The following is a 16,754-nucleotide window of genomic DNA, read 5'->3' as shown; positions in this document are numbered from 1 at the left end:
CTAGGCTTGGACATCATGAACGACGCGCCCATCGGCATCTTCGACTCCGGAGTCGGCGGGCTGACAGTCGCCAGGGCCATCCGCGCTCAGCTGCCGCAGGAATCGCTCGTCTACATCGGCGACACCGCCCACTCGCCCTACGGTCCCAAGCCCATCGCCGACGTGCGCCGGTACAGCCTCGAGGTGCTCGACACGCTCGTCGATCAGGGGGTGAAGATGCTCGTGATCGCCTGCAACACGGCATCCGCCGCCATGCTGCGCGACGCGCGCGAGCGCTACAGCGTCCCCGTGGTCGAGGTGATCGGCCCGGCCGTGCGGCGTGCGGTCTCGACGACCCGCAACAGCCGCATCGGCGTGATCGGCACCGTGGGCACGATCGGCTCCCGCGCCTATCAGGACCTGCTCGAGGTGAACGAGCGCCTCGAGGTGTTCACGGCGGCGTGTCCGCGCTTCGTCGAGTTCGTCGAGGCGGGCATCACCGGCACTCCGGAGGTGCTCGCGGTCGCCGAGGACTACCTCTCGCCGCTGCGCGCCGCGGGCGTGGACACCCTGGTGCTGGGATGCACGCACTACCCGTTCCTGCGGGGCGCGATCAGCTACGTGATGGGCGACGGCGTCTCGCTGGTCTCCAGCGACGACGAGACCGCCGCCGACGTGTACCGGCAGCTCGTGCGCCGCGACCAGCTCGCCCCCGCCGACGCCGTGGCGACCTACACCTACGAGGCCACCGGAGACTCGACAGACGATTTCACGGTGCTCGCCAACCGGCTGATGGGCCGCGAGGTGCGCGACGTGCAGCTCGTGCAGACCGGCGTGATCACGCTGCCCGACCTTTCCCTGGAGGAGAACGATGCCTGAGACCACGCGCGCAGACGGACGCCGCACCGACCAGCTCCGCGAGGTGACCATCGAGCGCGGCTGGTCCGCCAACGCCGAGGGCTCGGCGCTGATCAGCTTCGGCGGCACGAAGGTGCTGTGCACGGCATCGTTCACCAACGGCGTGCCGCGCTGGCTGACGGGCAAGGGCAGGGGCTGGGTGACCGCCGAGTACGCGATGCTGCCCCGGGCCACCAACTCGCGCAACGACCGGGAGAGCGTGAAGGGCCGCATCGGTGGTCGCACGCACGAGATCTCCCGGCTGATCGGCCGCGCGCTGCGCGCCGTGGTCGATACCAAGGCGCTCGGCGAGAACACCATCGTGATCGACTGCGACGTGCTGCAGGCCGACGGGGGCACCCGCACCGCCGCGATCACCGGCGCGTACGTGGCGCTGGCGGATGCCATCGAGTGGGGTCGCGAGAAGAAGTTCATCGGCAGGAACTCCACCCCGCTGCGGGATTCCGTCGCCGCGGTCTCGGTGGGGATCATCGACGGCGAGCCCATGCTCGATCTGGCATACGTCGAGGACGTGCGCGCCGAGACCGACATGAACGTGGTCGTGACCGGCCGCGGGCTGTTCGTCGAGGTGCAGGGAACCGCCGAGGGCGCGCCCTTCGACAAGCGCGAGCTGGATGCCCTGCTCGAGCTGGGCGTGAACGGCTGCGCGTCGCTGACGGAGCTTCAGCTGGCGGCTCTGGCAGTCGGCGGGTTGGCCGGTTCCGGAGCGGACGCGTGATGCGCGTCGTCCTCGCCACGCACAACCCGCACAAGGTCGCCGAGTTCCAGCAGATCGTCGCGGCCGCGCGCCCCGATCTCGAGATCGTCGGCTACGACGGCCCCGAGCCGGTCGAGGACGGCGTGACGTTCGCGCAGAACGCGCTGATCAAGGCGCGCGCGGCCGCCGCGCACACGGGGCTGCCGGCGCTCGCCGACGACTCCGGCATCTGCGTGGACGTTCTCGGAGGCTCGCCCGGGGTGTTCTCGGCGTACTGGGCCGGACAGAAGAAGGATGCCACGGCGAACCTCGAGCTGCTCCTGGATCAGCTGCGCGACGTCGCCGACCCGCACCGCGCCGCGCAGTTCCACTCCACGATCGCCCTGGTGACGCCGGACGGCTCCGAGCAGACGGTGGCCGGCATCTGGCCGGGCCGTCTCGCGCATCAGGCTTCGGGGGAGGGCGGCTTCGGCTACGACCCGATCTTCATCCCGGACGGCCAGGACGCGGCGCCCGAGCGCACCGTCGGCCAGTTCACGGATGCCGAGAAGCAGTCCCAGTCGCATCGCGCCCGCGCCTTCCAGGCGCTGATCCCGCTGCTGGCCGAGCTGTAGCATCCGGACCCGCCAGTGAGAATCGTTACCGTTCCCGACTAGCTCGAAGCGGCGCTGCACGGCGGCTTTCCGGCCTAGCCTGGAGACATGCACGATCACGCACCCGCGCCGGGCGGCATCCGCGATGCCGGCCACCGGCGTCTGCTGACCGTGTCGCTGTCGCTGACGGTCGTCGTGATGGTCGTGCAGGTCGTGGGTGCGATCCTCTCCGGTTCCCTGGCGCTGCTCGCCGACGCCGCGCACATGTTCACCGATGCGTCGGCGCTGGTCATCGCGCTGATCGCCACTGCCGTCGCCGCCCGCCCCGCCGATGACCGTCGCACGTTCGGGTACCAGCGCGCGGAGGTGTTCGGCGCGCTGATCAACGCGGTCATCCTCAGCGTGCTGATGGTGGTCGTCGCGATCCAGGGCATCCAGCGGCTGATGGATCCCGGTGTGGTCGAGGTCGGCGGGACCCTGATGCTCGTCGTCGCCGCCGTCGGCATGGTCGCGAACGCCATCTCGATGTGGCTGCTGAGCCGCGCCCAGCGCACGAGCATCAACGTGCGCGGTGCCTACCTGGAGGTCATGGGCGACCTGATCGGCTCGGTCATGGTCATCATCGCCGCCGTCGTGATCGTCACCACCGGCTGGATGCCGGCTGATGCGATCGCCTCCCTGGTCATCGCTGCGATGATCCTGCCGCGCGCGATCTCGCTGCTGCGCGAGGTGTTCTCGGTGCTCGCCGAGTCGGCGCCGATGGGCATGTCGGTGATCGAGATCCGCGACCATCTGAAGCGGTACCCGGGCGTCGTCGATGTGCACGACGTGCACGTGTGGCAGCTCACCCGCGGCGCGCCCGTGTTCACGGCCCACGTGACCGTCGAGACGGCGCTGTTCGCCTCCGGGCGCTCCGCCGAGCTGCTGGCCCAGCTGCAGGCGTGCCTGGCCGACCACTTCGATGTCGACCACTCCACCTTCCAGCTGGAGCCCGCGGACCACGACGACTGCGAAGCCGTGCACGCCTGACGCGGGTGCCCGCCGCGTCACGACTCCCGCCGCACCTCCGCAGGAGACTTGTCCGGCCGCAGCCCGCGCCAGCGGGAGTGGCGCAGGATGCCGGCGGGGGTCCACTCCGAGAACTCCACCTCGCCGACCAGCTCGGGCCGCACCCACTCCGCGTCGCGCGCATCCGGTCGCGGCACGCCCTCCACGGGCGGCTCGTCGACGCGCAGCGGCTCCAGCCGCGCGAGCAGGTCTCGCAGGATCCGGTCGGTGAAGCCGGTACCGGTCCTGCCCACGTACCGCAGGGAGCCGTCGTGGTCGGGCACGGCCAGCAGCAGCGAGCCGATGGTGCCGGTGCGGTCGCCCCTGCCCGGTCGGATGCCGATGATCACCACCTCCTGCGTGTGCGTGTTCTTCAGCTTGAGCCACGAGGGGCTCCGCGCGCCCGGACGGTAGACGGAGTCGGGGTCCTTGGCCACGACGCCCTCCAGGTCCTGCTGCCTGCTCAGCTCCACGGCCGCGTCGAGGTCGTCGAAGACCGGAGGAACCTGCACCGGAGCGTCGAGGTCGGAGGCCAGGTGCTCGAGCAGCTCGCGCCGCTGGCGCAGCGGCATCCCGGTGAGGTCGTGACCGTCCAGGCGCAGCAGGTCGAACAGCATGTAGGTGATCGGCGTGCGCACGACCTCGCGCTCGATGTCGCGGCCGCGCGTGAGGTGCATCCGGTTCTGCAGACGGTGGAAGCTGGGCCTGCCCTGCGCGTCGAAGGCGACGATCTCGCCATCGACGACGGCGTCGGACGCCGGCAGGTGCGGTGCGCCGTCGGCGGTGAGCTCGGGGTAGCGGGCGGTGATGTCGGTGCCGCTCCGGGCCTGCAGTGCGAAGCGGCCGTCGGCCCAGATGCCGATGGCGCGGATGCCGTCCCACTTGATCTCCGCCCAGGCGTCGGCGCCGATCCGTCCCGCGACGCCGCGGGAGCCGGACTCCGCGAGCATCGGCGAGTAGGAGGTGGGAGATCCGGCCGTTGTAGCCTCGCCGTCGTCGACCTTCTGTGAGGCGGGCCCACGCGCCCCGGAGGCTCCGGCCGACGCGGAGCGGCGGCTGGAGGGGGGCGGGGGGATCATGCGGTGCAGCAGCCATTGCGACTTCTCGCCCTCGCCCTCAGTGCGGATCAGCGCCAGCCGCACCGAGCCGAGCCGGCCGCCCGCGCGCCCGGTGAACGTGCCGATCACCTCGTCATCCCGCCACTTCTCCAGCGCCACGGTGCCGGTGTCCCAGACCGTCATCGACCCGGCGCCGTACTCGCCGCGCGGGATCTCGCCCTCGAAGGAGAGGTACTCCAGCGGATGCGGCTCCGTCATCACCGCCAGGTGGTTGCGGTCGGCGGTCTCGGGAACGCCCTTGGGCACCGCCCAGCTGATCAGCACGCCGTCGCGCTCGATGCGCAGGTCGTAGTGCAGGCGCCGGGCGTGGTGCTCCTGGATGACGAATCTCGGCGCACCCGCGCCCGCGGCGGCCGCTGCGCGCGGTATGGGCTCCGGCGTCCTGGCCGCGTCGCGCTTGGCCAGGTACGAGGTCAGCGCGGTGCTCGGCGGTGCGAGGCCGGCGAGCGGGTCGATGCCGGCATCCACCCGCTCCAGCACCTCGTGCAGCTCCAGCTGGCGGAGCTCGGGATCCTCCAGCTCTTCCCAGGTTCGCGGCGCCGCCACCCACGGCCGGGCGCGCCCGCGCAGCGAATAGGGGGCGATCGTGGTCTTGGCGGCGTTGTTCTGACTCCAGTCGATGAACACCTTGCCGCTGCGGGCCGACTTCGCCATCGTGCGCGTGGCCAGATCGGGGTGGTCGGCCTCGATCAGCCGCGCCAGCTCCTTCGCGACGGCCGACACCTCGTCGCTGGTCTGCAGCCCGCCGCCGTCCTCGGCCGTGGGCAGCCGCGCATACAGGTGGATGCCCTTGCTGCCGCTGGTCACCGGCATCGGGTCCAGGCCCATGCCCGAGAGGATGCCGCGCGCGATCCGGGCGACCGTCGCGCACTCCGGAAGGCCCACGCCCGGACCCGGATCCAGATCCAGCACCAGCCGGTCCGGCCGGCCCCGGCCGCCGGACTGCGTGAAGCGCCACTGGGGCACGTGCAGCTCGAGCGCCGCCAGCTGCGCGAACCACACCAGCGTGGCCGCGTCGTCGGCGAGCGGGTAGTCCTTGGGGCCGTCGGAGTGCTCGATCGGCATCCGGCGCACCCAGTCGGGCGCGCCCTGCTCGAGCTGCTTGGCGAAGAAGCTCTCGGCCGGGGCATCCGCGGTTCCCACCCCGTCGACCCAGCGCTTGCGCGTGACCGGCCGCCCGCGCAGGTGCGGCAGCATGGCAGGCGCGACCTGTGAGACGTAGCCGAGGATCTCGCCCTTGGTCGTGCCGGTCTCGGGGTAGACGACCTTGTCGAGGTTCGTCACGCGCAGACGCCGGCCATCGACCTGCACGACCTGCCCGCTCGCTGCCATGGGGACAGGTTAGCCGCACGGACGCAAGCCCCTGGCCGGAACGGGTGTGACTGGTGATACTGGTGGGATGAGGAGCATCTGGAAGGGCGCGGTGACCTTCGGCCTGGTGAACGTGCCGGTGAAGGTGTACTCCGCGACCGAGGACCACGACATCTCGCTGCATCAGGTGCACGACGAGGACGGCGGCCGCATCCGCTACCAGCGGGTGTGCGAACTGGACGGCAAGCCCGTCGCGTACTCCGACATCGATCGCGCCTACGTGGACGACGACGGGCAGACGGTGGTGCTCACCAAGAAGGACCTCGCGGCCCTGCCCGCGGAGAAGAGCCGCGAGATCGACGTGGTGGAGTTCGTGCCGAGCGAGCAGATCGATCTGCTCACCCTGGACCGGGCGTACTACCTCGAGCCCGACTCCAAGTCGCCGAAGGCCTACGTGCTGCTGCGCAAGACCCTCGAGCAGACCGACCGCACCGCGATCGTGCGATTCACCCTGCGGCAGAAGACCCGGCTCGCGGCGCTGCGGGTGCGCGGCGACGTGCTGGTGCTGCAGACCCTGCTGTGGGCGGACGAGGTGCGCGAGGCCGCGTTCCCCGCTCTGGACGAGGACGTGAGGATCAGCAAGAAGGAGCTGGAGATGGCCTCGTCGCTGGTGGACAGCTACTCCAGCGACTTCGAACCGGAGTCGTTCGTCGACGAGTACCAGAAGGAGCTGCGCACGCTCATCGACGCGAAGATCGAGGCGGGAGAGACCTTCGACGTGTCCGAGACGTTCGCCGACGACGGCGAGGGCGCCGGCGGCGAGGTCATCGACCTGATGGAGGCGCTGCGCGCCAGCGTGGAGAGGTCGAAGGCCGCGCGGGCCGGTGGGAAGGATGCCGAGAAGAAGGAATCCGGCCGGAAGTCCGGCGGACGCAAGAAGGCCGGCTGATCCGGATGGTGATGGTTCGGGTCACGAGGAGACATCCATCACCGGGCGGGCCCACGCGCCCCGGAGGCTCCGGGCGACGCGGAGCGGCGACTGCGGGGGCGCGGGGATCAGTGCCTGCCGTCGCCGTCGAGATCCGGCGCGCGGTCGAAGACCTCGGCATCCAGCTGCAGTGTGGTCGTGGCGGGCACCGGCTCGGCGGCCTCGCGCCTCACCTTGAACCGCTCGTACAGGTAGTGCCCCAGCGTGATCAGGGCGGTCCCGGCGACGGCGGCCAGCAGGATCAGGTCGATGTAGTCCACGACCAGGTCGCGGACCCACGGGATGTAGGCGATGACGTACCCGAACATCGTCAGGCCGAAGCCCCACAGGACCGCCCCGATGAGGTTGTAGAGCGAGTACCGCTTCCACGGCATGTGGCCCACGCCGGCGGCGACCGGGGCGAAGGTGCGCACCACGGGGATGAACCGGGCCAGGATGACCGTGATGCCGCCGAAGCGCTCGAAGAACGCGTTCGTGCGGTCCACGTTCTTGCGGCTGAACAGACCGGACTCCTTGCGCTCGAAGACCGCTGGGCCGCCCTTGTGGCCGATCAGGTACCCCACTTCGCCGCCGACGAAAGCGGCCAGCGCGATCAGCAGCGCGACCACCCAGATGTTCACGCCGAACACGTCGCTGGTGTGCGTCAGCAGGCCCGAGATGACCAGCAGCGTGTCACCGGGCAGCAGGAAGCCGATCAGCAGGCCGGTCTCGGCGAAGATGATGAAGCAGACGACCAGCAGTGCCCAGGGGCCGGCGACGTCGATGATGTGCGCCGGGTCCAGCCAGTCGGGCATGAACGAGGTCGGAGCCTGGATGAGCGAGTGAAGCAAGGGATGATCCCATCGGTCGGAATTCGGCGCTGAGGGAGTGCGGGGAAGCGTGCGGGAGATGGGACTTGAACCCACACGCCCAGGGGCACAGGAACCTAAATCCTGCGTGTCTACCGATTCCACCACTCCCGCGCATCAGCAAGTCTACTGATCGCATCGCTATGGATTCCCGTACATCTGCCGAGCATCGCCCTGTGGATAACTTTGACGGCGGCGGACGGAATTCTGTCATGATGCCCGCGTGAGTCATCCGTCCCTCGTCGTCGCCGAGCGCGTGCGGCGACGTCTGCGCCTGGAGCACACCGATCCGTCGTCGCACCCGGCCGAGGCCCGGCACATCGCCCAGACCGAGGTCCGACGCCACAACGATCTGGCACTGCAGCGCGGTGAGGCGATCATCGACGACGAAGCCGCGCTGATCCGCGACGTGCTGGCCTCGGTGTCCGGATTCGGAGTTCTCCAGCCGCTGCTGGACGACCCCGAGATCGAGGAGATCTGGCTGAACGGGCCCGACCGCGTCTTCATCGCCCGCGACGGCACGACCGAGCGCGTCGACATGCACCTGACGGACGCCACCGTGCGCGATCTGGTCGAGCGGATGCTGCAGTCCACCGGCCGTCGCGTGGACGTCAGCCAGCCGTTCGTGGATGCGTCGCTGCCGGACGGGTCGCGACTTCACGTCGCCATCGCCGATGTCGTGAGGGGCTCCTGGGCGGTGAACATCAGGAAGTTCCTGAAGCGGCATCGCACGCTCGAGTCGCTGGTGGCGCAGGGATCCGTGCCCGCGCACATCGCCGACCTCCTGCGCCGAGCGCTGCTCGACGGGGGCAGCATCATCGTCTCGGGCGCCACCCACGCGGGCAAGACCACGCTGCTCGGGGCGCTGCTGGCATCCGTCGCGGCCGCGCAGCGCATCATCACGGTCGAGGAGACCTTCGAGCTCGCCGTCGACGGACCGGACGTGGTCGCGCTGCAGGGACGCCAGGCGAGCCTGGAGGGCACCGGCGAGATCACCCTGCGCCGCCTCGTGAAGGAGGCGCTGCGCATGCGACCCGATCGCATCGTCGTCGGCGAGGTGCGCGACGCGGAGGCCCTCGACCTGGTGCTCGCGCTGAACACCGGCGTGCCCTCGGCGGGCACGATCCACGCGAACTCGGCCGACGAGGCGCTCGAGAAGCTCGCGCTGCTGCCGCTGCTGGCCGGCCGCAACATCGACCGCGCGTTCGTCGCACCGGCTCTCGCGACCTCCATCTCCTACGTCGTGCACTGCAGCCGGGCATCCGACGGGTCGCGTCGCGTCGCCGAGGTGGTGGCGCCGACCGGCGAGGTCGTCGACGGCCGCATCCGCACAGCGTCCGTGTATCGGGCTGAGGGTGTGGCATGACGCTGCTCATCGGCGCGCTGCTGGGCGCGGGGCTGCTGCTGTGCGCATCCCCCTGGCTGTGGCCGCCGCGAGAGCGGGAACCGCGCCCGCCCGCGCGCGGCCGGCTGCGTCGACTGCTCGAGGAGGCGGGGCTCGCGCGCGCCGCCACGCGCACCCTGGTCGTCACGATGATCGCCCTCGCGCTGGTGGCTGCCGCCGTCGCCTGGCTGCTGACCGGACTTCCCGTGCTCGCACTGCTGGCGGGGCTGGCCGCGGCATCCGCTCCCGTGCTCTACCTGCGGGGCCGCCGGCTGCGGCTGCGCAAGGCGCGGCGGCAGATGTGGCCCGACGTGTGCGACCTGCTGGTCGCGGCCATCCGCGTCGGGCTGTCGCTGCCGGATGCGGTGTCGAGTCTGGCCGAGTCGGCGCCGCCGGCCGTGCGCCCCGCCTTCGCGGTGTTCGCGCGCGACCTGCACGCCACCGGTCGCTTCGAGACCAGCCTCGACCGGCTGAAGACGACGCTGGCGGATCCCATCGCCGATCGCATCATCGAGACCCTGCGGATGGCCAGGCAGGTCGGCGGCACCGAGCTCACCGGCGTGCTGCGCGCTCTGTCCGCGTCGGTGCGGGCCGACGCCGCGCTGCGGGGCGAGGTCGAGGCCCGGCAGTCATGGATCCGCGGTGCGGCCGTGCTGGGATCCGTCGCGCCCTGGGTGATCCTCGGGCTGCTGGTGATGCGGCCGGAGGGACGCGCGGCCTATGCCAGTGCGGCCGGCGTGGTGGTGATCGTGGCCGGCGCCGCGGTATCGGTGATCGCCTACCGGATCATGCTGCGGATCGGGCGACTCGCCGAGCCGGAGAGGTGGTTCGGGTGAACGGCATCAGCGACCTCGCGCTCGCCGTGCTGCTCGGCGGAGCGTTCGCGCTCGGCATCCTCGGGGTGCTCTCCGCGCTGCCGCGCTGGGGAGCCCAGCCCTTGGATCGGCGCATCGCGCCGTATCTGCGCGACGTGATCGCCGACGAGGCGATGCCCGCAGGCCTCCTGCCGCGGGTGGGCGTGCTGCCCGTGCAGGGGCGCACGGCCTGGGAGCGCGTCCGCGCCTCCTTCGAGCGGATGCTGGGCGGCGGCGACGCGCTCGCCCGCCGCCTGGCGCAGGCCGGATCGAGCCAGGCACCGGCATCCTTCCGCGGGCGGCAGCTGGCATGGGGCCTGGCAGGGCTGGTCGGCGGCGCGCTGCTGGTGATCGTGCTCGCCGTCGCCGGGCGCATGTCGCCGCCGGCCGTGCTGCTTCCGCTGCTGGCTGCCGCCGGTGCGGCGATCGGCTACGACATGCAGCTCACGGGTCGCGCCAAGGCGCGTCGTGCCCGGCTGGCGGACGAGCTGCCGACGACGCTGGAGTTCATCGCGCTGTGCCTGTCGGCAGGGGAGTCGCTGCTCGATGCGCTCCGGCGGGTCTCCGGCATCGGCACCGGCGAGCTCACCGAGGAGCTGGGGCATGCGGTGCTGGCCGTGCACACCGGTTCACCGCTCGCGGACGCGCTCGGCGAGACGGCCACCCGCCTGCAGCTGCCGGGGCTCTCGCGGGCAGTGGATCAGATCATCGCCGCACTCGAGCACGGCGCGCCGCTGGCCGCCGTGCTGCACTCGCAGGCGGCGGATGCCAGGGACGAGGCGAAGCGCGTGCTGATCGAGCAGGCCGGGCAGAAGGAGATCCTGATGCTGCTGCCGCTGGTGTTCCTGATCCTCCCGCTCAGCGTGCTGTTCGCGATCTACCCGGGTCTGTTCATCCTGCGGCTGGGCCTGGGATGAGGGCAGCGATGACAGACGCCGAACCGATGAGACCATGCCGAACCGATGAGACCATGCCGAACCGATGAGAGCTGGGGAAGAGGAGAGATGATGTCCACACTGAGACGACCGTTCAAGGTGAAGAGCTGGGGGGACGCGAGCCGCGAGCTGGCCGCCGATGAGACCGGCGACGTGCCCGGCTGGGTGCTGGTGACGTTGATGACGGCTGCGCTCGTGGTGGTGATCTGGGCGGTCGCCGGCCCTGCGCTGGTCGACCTGTTCCAGGACGCGATCGCGAAGGTGTCCGGCATCTGAGCGCCATGCGCGCCACCGCACCGGCCGCCGACGAGCGCGGGTCCAGCCCCGTCGAGTTCGTGCTCGTCGGCGCGCTGCTCACCGCACTGGTGCTGTCGGTGCTGCAGATCGCGCTCGCCGTGTACGTGCGCAACGTCGTGCACGACGCTGCTGTCGAGGGGGCGCACTACGCCGCACTCGCCGACACCACGCTCGGCGAGGGGGCAGCGCGCACTCGTACCGTGATCTCGCGTGCCGTGGGCGCCGACTACGCGGGCGCCGTCTCGGTCGGTCGGGACCACAGCCTCGGCCACGAGAGCGTCGTCGTGCGCGTGCGCACCTCGCTGCCGCTGCTCGGGCTGATCGGCGTGCCAGGAGGAATGGAGGTGGAGGCGCGTGCCCCGGTGGAGTCGTTCGACGAGGGATGAGGGCGGCGTGCTCTCCGACGAGCGCGGCTCGGCGGCGCTGGAGTTCATCACGGTCGGCGTGCTGCTGCTGGTGCCCCTGGTGTATCTCGTGCTCACGCTCGGTGCGGTGCAGGAGCAGACGCTCGGCGCCGAGGCGGCGGCCAGGCACACTGCCCGCGTCATCGGCCAGGCGCCGGACGCGGATGCGGCCAGTGCTCGCGGCGACGCCGTGCTCAGAAGCGTGATCCGCGAGTACGGCATGGATCAGGACGCTGTCGAGGTGCACGTCACCTGCCGCCCGGCCGCGGCGACCTGCCCGGCCGCGGGGAGCACCGTCATCGTCACGGTCGCCACGCGGGTGAGCCTTCCGTTCATGCCACCGCTGTTCGGGCTGGACAGGATCGCCGCGATCCCCGTGCAGGCCGAAGCGGCGCAGAAGGTGTCCAGGCTGTGGGGGAGAGGATGAGCCGGCGACGCGCGCTCGGGCGGCGTCTGCGGCTGCTCGGGAATGATGAGGACGGCAGCATCCTGCCGCTGATCCTCGGCTACGTGCTGCTGGCGATCGCGGTGGTGATCGTGTGCACGTGCGCCACCGACCTGTACATCGCCCAGAAGCGCCTCGACTCGCTCGCCGACGCCGCCTCGCTCGCCGGCGCGGACGGGTTCACGCTCGAGCTCGCCGAGGGCGACGTGCATGCCGAGCTCACCGATGCGCAGGTCAGCGAGCAGGCGGATGCCGTGATCGACGCCGTCGCGCCGAAAGCGGACCTGCTCTCGGCGGACACGCCCGACGGCGTCTCGGCGCGGGTCAGCGTCGCCACGGTGTGGCACCCGCCGCTCATCTCCCCGTTCGTACCCGACGGCGTGCGGCTGGAATCCACCGCGACCACCCGCACGGCGCTGCGCTGAGGATCGAGGTCGGACGCGGACGCGCTCAGTCCCGCGGTACCCGCGGCAGATACCTCCGGGTCCAGCGCAGGAAGCCGGCCGCGCCGATCAGCGCCACCACACCCATCACGCCCGTGGCCAGCGACAGCGACACGGCCGCGGTGATCGCCGAGACCAGCACCGGGGCGGCCGCGCCTCCGGCATCCGTCAGCGTGCGCCACGAGCCCAGGAACGCCGCCGGATCGCGCTCGGGAGCCAGATCCGCGCCGAAGGTGAGCAGGATGCCGCTGGAGAGGCCGTTGCCCACCCCGAGCACCGCCGACAGCAGCCCGTACCAGAGCATCGCCGCGTCGAGGTCGTGGGTGAACGACAGCGCCGCGAACCCCAGCCCCATCAGCAGCAGGGCGGGCATCGCGGCCCAGATGCGGCCGAAGCGGTCCATCACCTGGCCGCTCGCGTAGAACAGGGCGAAGTCGATCGCACCCGAAACGCCCACGACCAGAGCGATCGTCGAAGCGTCCAGCCCCAGCGACACGCCCCACAGCGGCAGCACCACCTGGCGCGCCGCCCGCACCGCCGACAGGCACGCGGCCGAGACGCCCAGGCGCGAGAGCACCGCGCGGTACGCCCACATGGTGCCGAGCACGCCGCGCCGATCGGCCACGGGAATCGAGCCGGTCACCACCTCGCCGGTGTCCTCGGCGACGGCGGCGCCTGTGGGCTTCAGCAGCACGGGCACCGTGCGCTCCGGATCGGGGCCGAGCAGCACCAGCACCACGAGCGCCGCCGTGCAGCCGATCAGGAACCACACCGTCGACAGCTCCGAGCCGGTGAGCTGGATCAGACCCGCAGCGATGAACGGCCCCACGAACACGCCCAGGCGAAAGCATCCGCCCAGCAGCGACAGCGCCCGCGCCCGGAATCGGGTCGGAACGCGCGTGGTCATGAATGCGTGCCTGGCCAGTCCGAACGCCGCCGCGCAGAAGCCCAGCAGGAACACCGCCGCGGTGAACAGCGCGAGCGAGTCCGCCAGCAGCATCCCGACGCCGGCGACGATCGCCGCGACACCGGCGTAGACCATCGTGAACCGCTCGCCGATCCTCGCGACCAGCCAGCCCGAGGGGATGTTGCCGCACAGCTGGCCGATCACGAGCGCTGCGGCGACCAGCGCCGCCAGCGGCACGTCGGCGCCGAGTTGGGTCGCCAGCACCGGGATCAGCGGGATGACCGCGCCCTCGCCGAGTGCGAACAGCACCGTGGGCAGGTAGACCATCGGCCCGAACTGCCTGAGAACCGTGCCCGCGCTGTCGCCCACACGTTCACGGTATGCCATGCGCCCGATCCCGCGGCGCGAAACCGCGGGCGCGGCGCGATAGGCTGAACTGCCATGTTCGAACTCGATCTCTCCGCCGACATCCAGGCCCTGCGACACACCTTCGGCGACATCCGCGAGGTCGTCGACGTCGATTCCCTCAACGCCGACATCGCACGGCTCAGCGAAGAGGCCGGCGCGCCCGACCTCTGGGACGACCCCGAGAAGGCGCAGAAGGTCACCAGCGCGCTCAGTCACAAGCAGGCCGACCTCAAGCGCGTCACCGACGTCGAGCGCCGCCTCGACGATCTGGACGTGCTCATCGAGCTCGCCAACGAGATGGAGGACGAGGACTCTGCCGAGGAGGCCCGCAAGGAGCTCGCCTCGCTCACCGACACCATCAACCAGCTCGAGGTGCAGACCCTGCTGGACGGCGAGTACGACGACCGCAACGCGATCATCACGATCCGCTCGGGCGCCGGCGGCGACGACGCCACCGACTTCGCCGAGATGCTCATGCGCATGTACCTGCGCTGGGCCGAGCAGCACGGCTATCCCGTCAAGGTGATGGACACCTCGTACGCGGAGGGCGCCGGCATCAAGTCGACCACCTTCGAGGTCACCGCCCCCTACGCGTTCGGCACGCTCTCGGTCGAGGCCGGCACGCACCGCCTGGCCCGCATCAGCCCGTTCGGGTCGGCCGACAAGCGCCAGACCTCGTTCGCGGCCGTCGAGGTGATCCCGCTCATGGAGGAGGCCACCGAGGTCGACATCCCCGAGAACGACATCCGGGTCGACGTCTTCCGCTCCTCGGGCCCCGGCGGCCAGTCGGTCAACACCACCGACTCCGCCGTGCGCATCACGCACCTGCCCACGGGCATCGTCGTCTCGATGCAGAACGAGAAGTCGCAGATCCAGAACCGCGCCGCCGCCATGCGCGTGCTGCAGACCCGCCTGCTGCTGCTGCAGAAGGAGGAGGAGGCGGCGAAGAAGAAGGAGCTGGCCGGCAACATCACCGCCAGCTGGGGCGACCAGATGCGCTCCTACTTCCTCTATGGGCAGCAGCTGGTCAAGGATCTGCGCACCGGCCACGAGTCCGGCAACCCGGCATCCGTGTTCGACGGCGACCTCGACGACTTCATCTCGGCAGGGATCCGCTGGCGCAAGCGCAAGGAAGAGGACTGATCGGCAGCAGGAGCGCGACAGCCCGAGTGTCGCTGGGCGTCCCGCGGTGGGCCGCGCTTAGGCTCATAAGGCCATGATCCGGTTCGAGAACGTCACCAAGCGCTACCGCGGCACCAAGCGCCCCGCCCTCTCCGAAGTCGACTTTAACGTCGAGGCCGGGGAGTTCGTGTTCCTGGTCGGAGCCTCCGGCTCCGGCAAGTCCAGCTGCCTGCGGCTCATCCTTCGCGAGGACGTGCCCAGCGCGGGCCGCGTCGCCGTGCTCGGCCGCGACCTGCGCTCGCTCGCCAACCGCAAAGTGCCGTACTTCCGGCGGCACATCGGCTCGGTGTTCCAGGACTTCCGGCTGCTGTCCACCAAGACCGTCTATCAGAACGTCGCGTTCTCGCTGCAGGTGATCGGCTCGTCCCGCGGCTTCATCCAGCAGGCTGTGCCCGAGGCGCTCGCGCTGGTCGGTCTGGACGGCAAGGCCAAGCGGATGCCGCACGAGCTCTCCGGTGGTGAGCAGCAGCGTGTGGCGATCGCCCGCGCGATCGTGAACCGGCCCAAGGTGCTGCTGGCCGACGAGCCGACCGGCAACCTCGACCCGGCCACCTCGGTCGACATCATGCGGCTGCTCGCCCGCATCAACGCCGGCGGCACGACCGTGCTGATGGCCACCCACGAGGCCGGATTCGTCGACCAGATGCAGCGCCGTGTGATCGAGCTCAAGGGCGGCGAACTGGTGCGCGACGAGCGGGGCGGCGGCTACGGCGACACCTCCAGCATCCCGCGCCTGCGCCCGGAGGCGGTGCGCGGCGCGGCGGCCGCGGCCGCGCTGACCGCCGTGCAGGAGGTGCAGCGCCAGAGCGTCACCGCGCCGGTCGTCGCAGAACCGGCGCAGGAGGAGGCGTCGGAGCCCGCGCCGGAGGCGGCGTCGGCACCGGAATCGGATGCCGCGCCGGCACCGGAGTCGGATGCCGCGGCGCGGACGCCGCGCACGAACCCGATCGTGATCCCGGACGTGCAGGTCGACGAGCTGGGGGTGGCCGACCGACTCGGCCTCTCGGACGGCGACGACGAGGAAGTGGGGCCGACCTCGTGAACTTCGGACTCATCGTCGGAGAGGCGCTGCTGGGCCTGCGCCGCAACCTCTCCATGGTCATCTCGGTGGTGCTGGTCACCTTCGTCTCGCTCACCTTCGTGGGCGCCGCGATCCTCATGCAGACCCAGATCAGCACGATGCGCGCGTACTGGGGCGAGAAGGCCGAGGTCACGGTCTACATGTGCTCCCCGCTGTCGACCGCGCCGTCGTGCGTCGGGGGAGAGGCGAGCCAGGAGCAGATCGACAAGGTCAAGCAGTCGCTCGAGGGCGACGCGCTCGCGCCGCTGATCAGCGAGGTGCGCTTCCAGACCAAGGAGGACGCCTACCAGGACATCGTCGATCAGCTCGGCGACGAGCAGGCCAGCGTGATCGGCGTGGAGAACACCTCGGTGGACTTCCGCATCACGATGAAGGATCCGCAGCAGTCCGACGTGATCACCGAGGCGTTCACCGGCGAGGCGGGCGTCGACGCGGTCAAGGATCAGCGCAAGCTGCTGGACCCGCTGTTCTCGGCGCTGACTGTGGCGACCTACATCGCCGTCGGGGTGGCCGCGCTCATGCTCATCGCCGCGGTGCTGCTGATCGCCACCACGATCCGGCTGTCGGCGTACGCGCGCCGCAAGGAGATCGGCATCATGCGGCTGGTGGGCGCCTCGAACAGCTCGATCCAGACGCCGTTCGTGCTGGAGGGCGTGTTCGCCGCGTTCCTCGGCTCCGCGCTCGCCAGCGCCGCGGTGCTCGCCGGCGTCCACTTCGGCGTGGAGGGGTATCTGGCCGACCGGGTGCCCTTCATGCGTCCGCTGGTGGGCATGCAGGATGCCGTGTTCGTCGTCCCCGTGCTGATCGGCATCGGCATCGTGCTCTCGGCGCTGTCGGCCGGCTTCGCCATCCGGCGCTGGCTGCGCACCTGAGCTAGACTGATCCGTCGGCCCGAACGGGCCTGCAGACACAGGA

Annotated in this window: 18 protein-coding genes and 1 tRNA gene; 15 read left to right on the top strand and 4 right to left on the bottom strand. The window is 70.8% G+C overall.

What is annotated here, in order from left to right; translation table 11 throughout:
• Positions 1 to 15: 15 nt before the first annotated feature.
• From murI to Q9R19_RS13435, 4 genes are all read left to right on the top strand, one after another.
• Entirely contained in the window at positions 16 to 858 is an 843-nt protein-coding gene (murI, locus tag Q9R19_RS13450) for a glutamate racemase (protein ID WP_311256903.1), read from the top strand.
• Positions 851 to 1,615: a ribonuclease PH gene (rph, locus tag Q9R19_RS13445; RefSeq protein WP_311256902.1), complete on the top strand. Its 765-nt coding sequence runs from the start codon at positions 851 to 853 to the stop codon at positions 1,613 to 1,615. Before murI ends, rph begins: the two co-directional genes overlap by 8 nt.
• A complete protein-coding gene (gene rdgB, locus Q9R19_RS13440) occupies positions 1,615 to 2,208 on the top strand; it encodes an RdgB/HAM1 family non-canonical purine NTP pyrophosphatase (RefSeq protein ID WP_311257064.1) in 594 nt (197 codons plus the stop codon). Before rph ends, rdgB begins: the two co-directional genes overlap by 1 nt.
• 87 nt (positions 2,209 to 2,295) lie before the next feature.
• Complete coding sequence (locus Q9R19_RS13435) at positions 2,296 to 3,216, top strand: cation diffusion facilitator family transporter (protein WP_311256901.1); 921 nt, start codon at positions 2,296 to 2,298, stop codon at positions 3,214 to 3,216.
• Positions 3,217 to 3,233: 17 nt separating this feature from the next.
• On the opposite strand, the gene Q9R19_RS13430 is transcribed toward Q9R19_RS13435, so the two are convergent.
• Positions 3,234 to 5,684 (bottom strand): ATP-dependent DNA ligase, encoded by a 2,451-nt coding sequence (locus Q9R19_RS13430; protein ID WP_311256900.1) that lies wholly within the window; start codon positions 5,682 to 5,684, stop codon positions 3,234 to 3,236.
• 67 nt (positions 5,685 to 5,751) lie between these two features.
• On the opposite strand from Q9R19_RS13430, the gene Q9R19_RS13425 reads away from it, so the two are divergent.
• Positions 5,752 to 6,612, top strand: a complete 861-nt coding sequence (locus tag Q9R19_RS13425) for a Ku protein (RefSeq protein ID WP_311256899.1) — start codon at positions 5,752 to 5,754, stop codon at positions 6,610 to 6,612.
• 107 nt (positions 6,613 to 6,719) lie between these two features.
• Here the strand turns inward: Q9R19_RS13425 and Q9R19_RS13420 are convergent, their stop codons facing one another.
• Positions 6,720 to 7,445 (bottom strand): VTT domain-containing protein, encoded by a 726-nt coding sequence (locus Q9R19_RS13420; protein ID WP_311257063.1) that lies wholly within the window; start codon positions 7,443 to 7,445, stop codon positions 6,720 to 6,722.
• An 86-nt stretch (positions 7,446 to 7,531) separates the two neighbouring features.
• Positions 7,532 to 7,613: transfer RNA gene (locus Q9R19_RS13415), tRNA-Leu, on the bottom strand.
• Positions 7,614 to 7,722: 109 nt separating this feature from the next.
• Between Q9R19_RS13415 and Q9R19_RS13410 the strand changes: the two genes are divergently transcribed.
• From Q9R19_RS13410 to Q9R19_RS13380, 7 genes are all read left to right on the top strand, one after another.
• On the top strand, positions 7,723 to 8,865 hold the full coding sequence (locus Q9R19_RS13410) for an ATPase, T2SS/T4P/T4SS family (RefSeq protein ID WP_311256898.1): 1,143 nt from the start codon (positions 7,723 to 7,725) through the stop codon (positions 8,863 to 8,865).
• On the top strand, positions 8,862 to 9,719 hold the full coding sequence (locus tag Q9R19_RS13405; protein ID WP_311256897.1) for a type II secretion system F family protein: 858 nt from the start codon (positions 8,862 to 8,864) through the stop codon (positions 9,717 to 9,719). The genes Q9R19_RS13410 and Q9R19_RS13405 overlap by 4 nt, the downstream gene beginning before the upstream one ends.
• Positions 9,716 to 10,654, top strand: coding sequence for a type II secretion system F family protein (locus Q9R19_RS13400; protein WP_311256896.1), 939 nt, complete (start codon positions 9,716 to 9,718; stop codon positions 10,652 to 10,654). Before Q9R19_RS13405 ends, Q9R19_RS13400 begins: the two co-directional genes overlap by 4 nt.
• A gap of 87 nt (positions 10,655 to 10,741) precedes the next feature.
• Complete coding sequence (locus Q9R19_RS13395) at positions 10,742 to 10,948, top strand: hypothetical protein (protein WP_311256895.1); 207 nt, start codon at positions 10,742 to 10,744, stop codon at positions 10,946 to 10,948.
• Positions 10,949 to 10,953: 5 nt separating this feature from the next.
• Complete coding sequence (locus Q9R19_RS13390; protein WP_311256894.1) at positions 10,954 to 11,355, top strand: pilus assembly protein; 402 nt, start codon at positions 10,954 to 10,956, stop codon at positions 11,353 to 11,355.
• Positions 11,356 to 11,362: 7 nt separating this feature from the next.
• The gene (locus Q9R19_RS13385; protein ID WP_311256893.1) at positions 11,363 to 11,800 is read left to right on the top strand and encodes a TadE family protein; all 438 of its coding nucleotides are present in this window, start codon (positions 11,363 to 11,365) and stop codon (positions 11,798 to 11,800) included.
• Positions 11,797 to 12,243, top strand: coding sequence for a pilus assembly protein TadG-related protein (locus Q9R19_RS13380; protein WP_311256892.1), 447 nt, complete (start codon positions 11,797 to 11,799; stop codon positions 12,241 to 12,243). Before Q9R19_RS13385 ends, Q9R19_RS13380 begins: the two co-directional genes overlap by 4 nt.
• 25 nt (positions 12,244 to 12,268) lie before the next feature.
• Here the strand turns inward: Q9R19_RS13380 and Q9R19_RS13375 are convergent, their stop codons facing one another.
• The gene (locus Q9R19_RS13375) at positions 12,269 to 13,495 is read right to left on the bottom strand and encodes an MFS transporter (RefSeq protein WP_311257062.1); all 1,227 of its coding nucleotides are present in this window, start codon (positions 13,493 to 13,495) and stop codon (positions 12,269 to 12,271) included.
• Between the two features lie 114 nt (positions 13,496 to 13,609).
• On the opposite strand from Q9R19_RS13375, the gene prfB reads away from it, so the two are divergent.
• From prfB to ftsX, 3 genes are all read left to right on the top strand, one after another.
• Positions 13,610 to 14,719, top strand: coding sequence for a peptide chain release factor 2 (gene prfB, locus Q9R19_RS13370; RefSeq protein ID WP_311256891.1), 1,110 nt, complete (start codon positions 13,610 to 13,612; stop codon positions 14,717 to 14,719).
• A gap of 73 nt (positions 14,720 to 14,792) precedes the next feature.
• Positions 14,793 to 15,800 (top strand): cell division ATP-binding protein FtsE, encoded by a 1,008-nt coding sequence (ftsE, locus tag Q9R19_RS13365; RefSeq protein WP_311256890.1) that lies wholly within the window; start codon positions 14,793 to 14,795, stop codon positions 15,798 to 15,800.
• The gene (gene ftsX / locus Q9R19_RS13360; RefSeq protein WP_311256889.1) at positions 15,797 to 16,711 is read left to right on the top strand and encodes a permease-like cell division protein FtsX; all 915 of its coding nucleotides are present in this window, start codon (positions 15,797 to 15,799) and stop codon (positions 16,709 to 16,711) included. The genes ftsE and ftsX overlap by 4 nt, the downstream gene beginning before the upstream one ends.
• Positions 16,712 to 16,754 lie beyond the last annotated feature (43 nt).

Source organism: Microbacterium sp. ARD32 (genome assembly GCF_031844385.1).
Classification (GTDB): domain Bacteria; phylum Actinomycetota; class Actinomycetes; order Actinomycetales; family Microbacteriaceae; genus Microbacterium.
The sequence above is the reverse complement of the archived record's forward strand: the minus strand, read 5'-3'. Positions and strand labels throughout refer to the sequence as shown.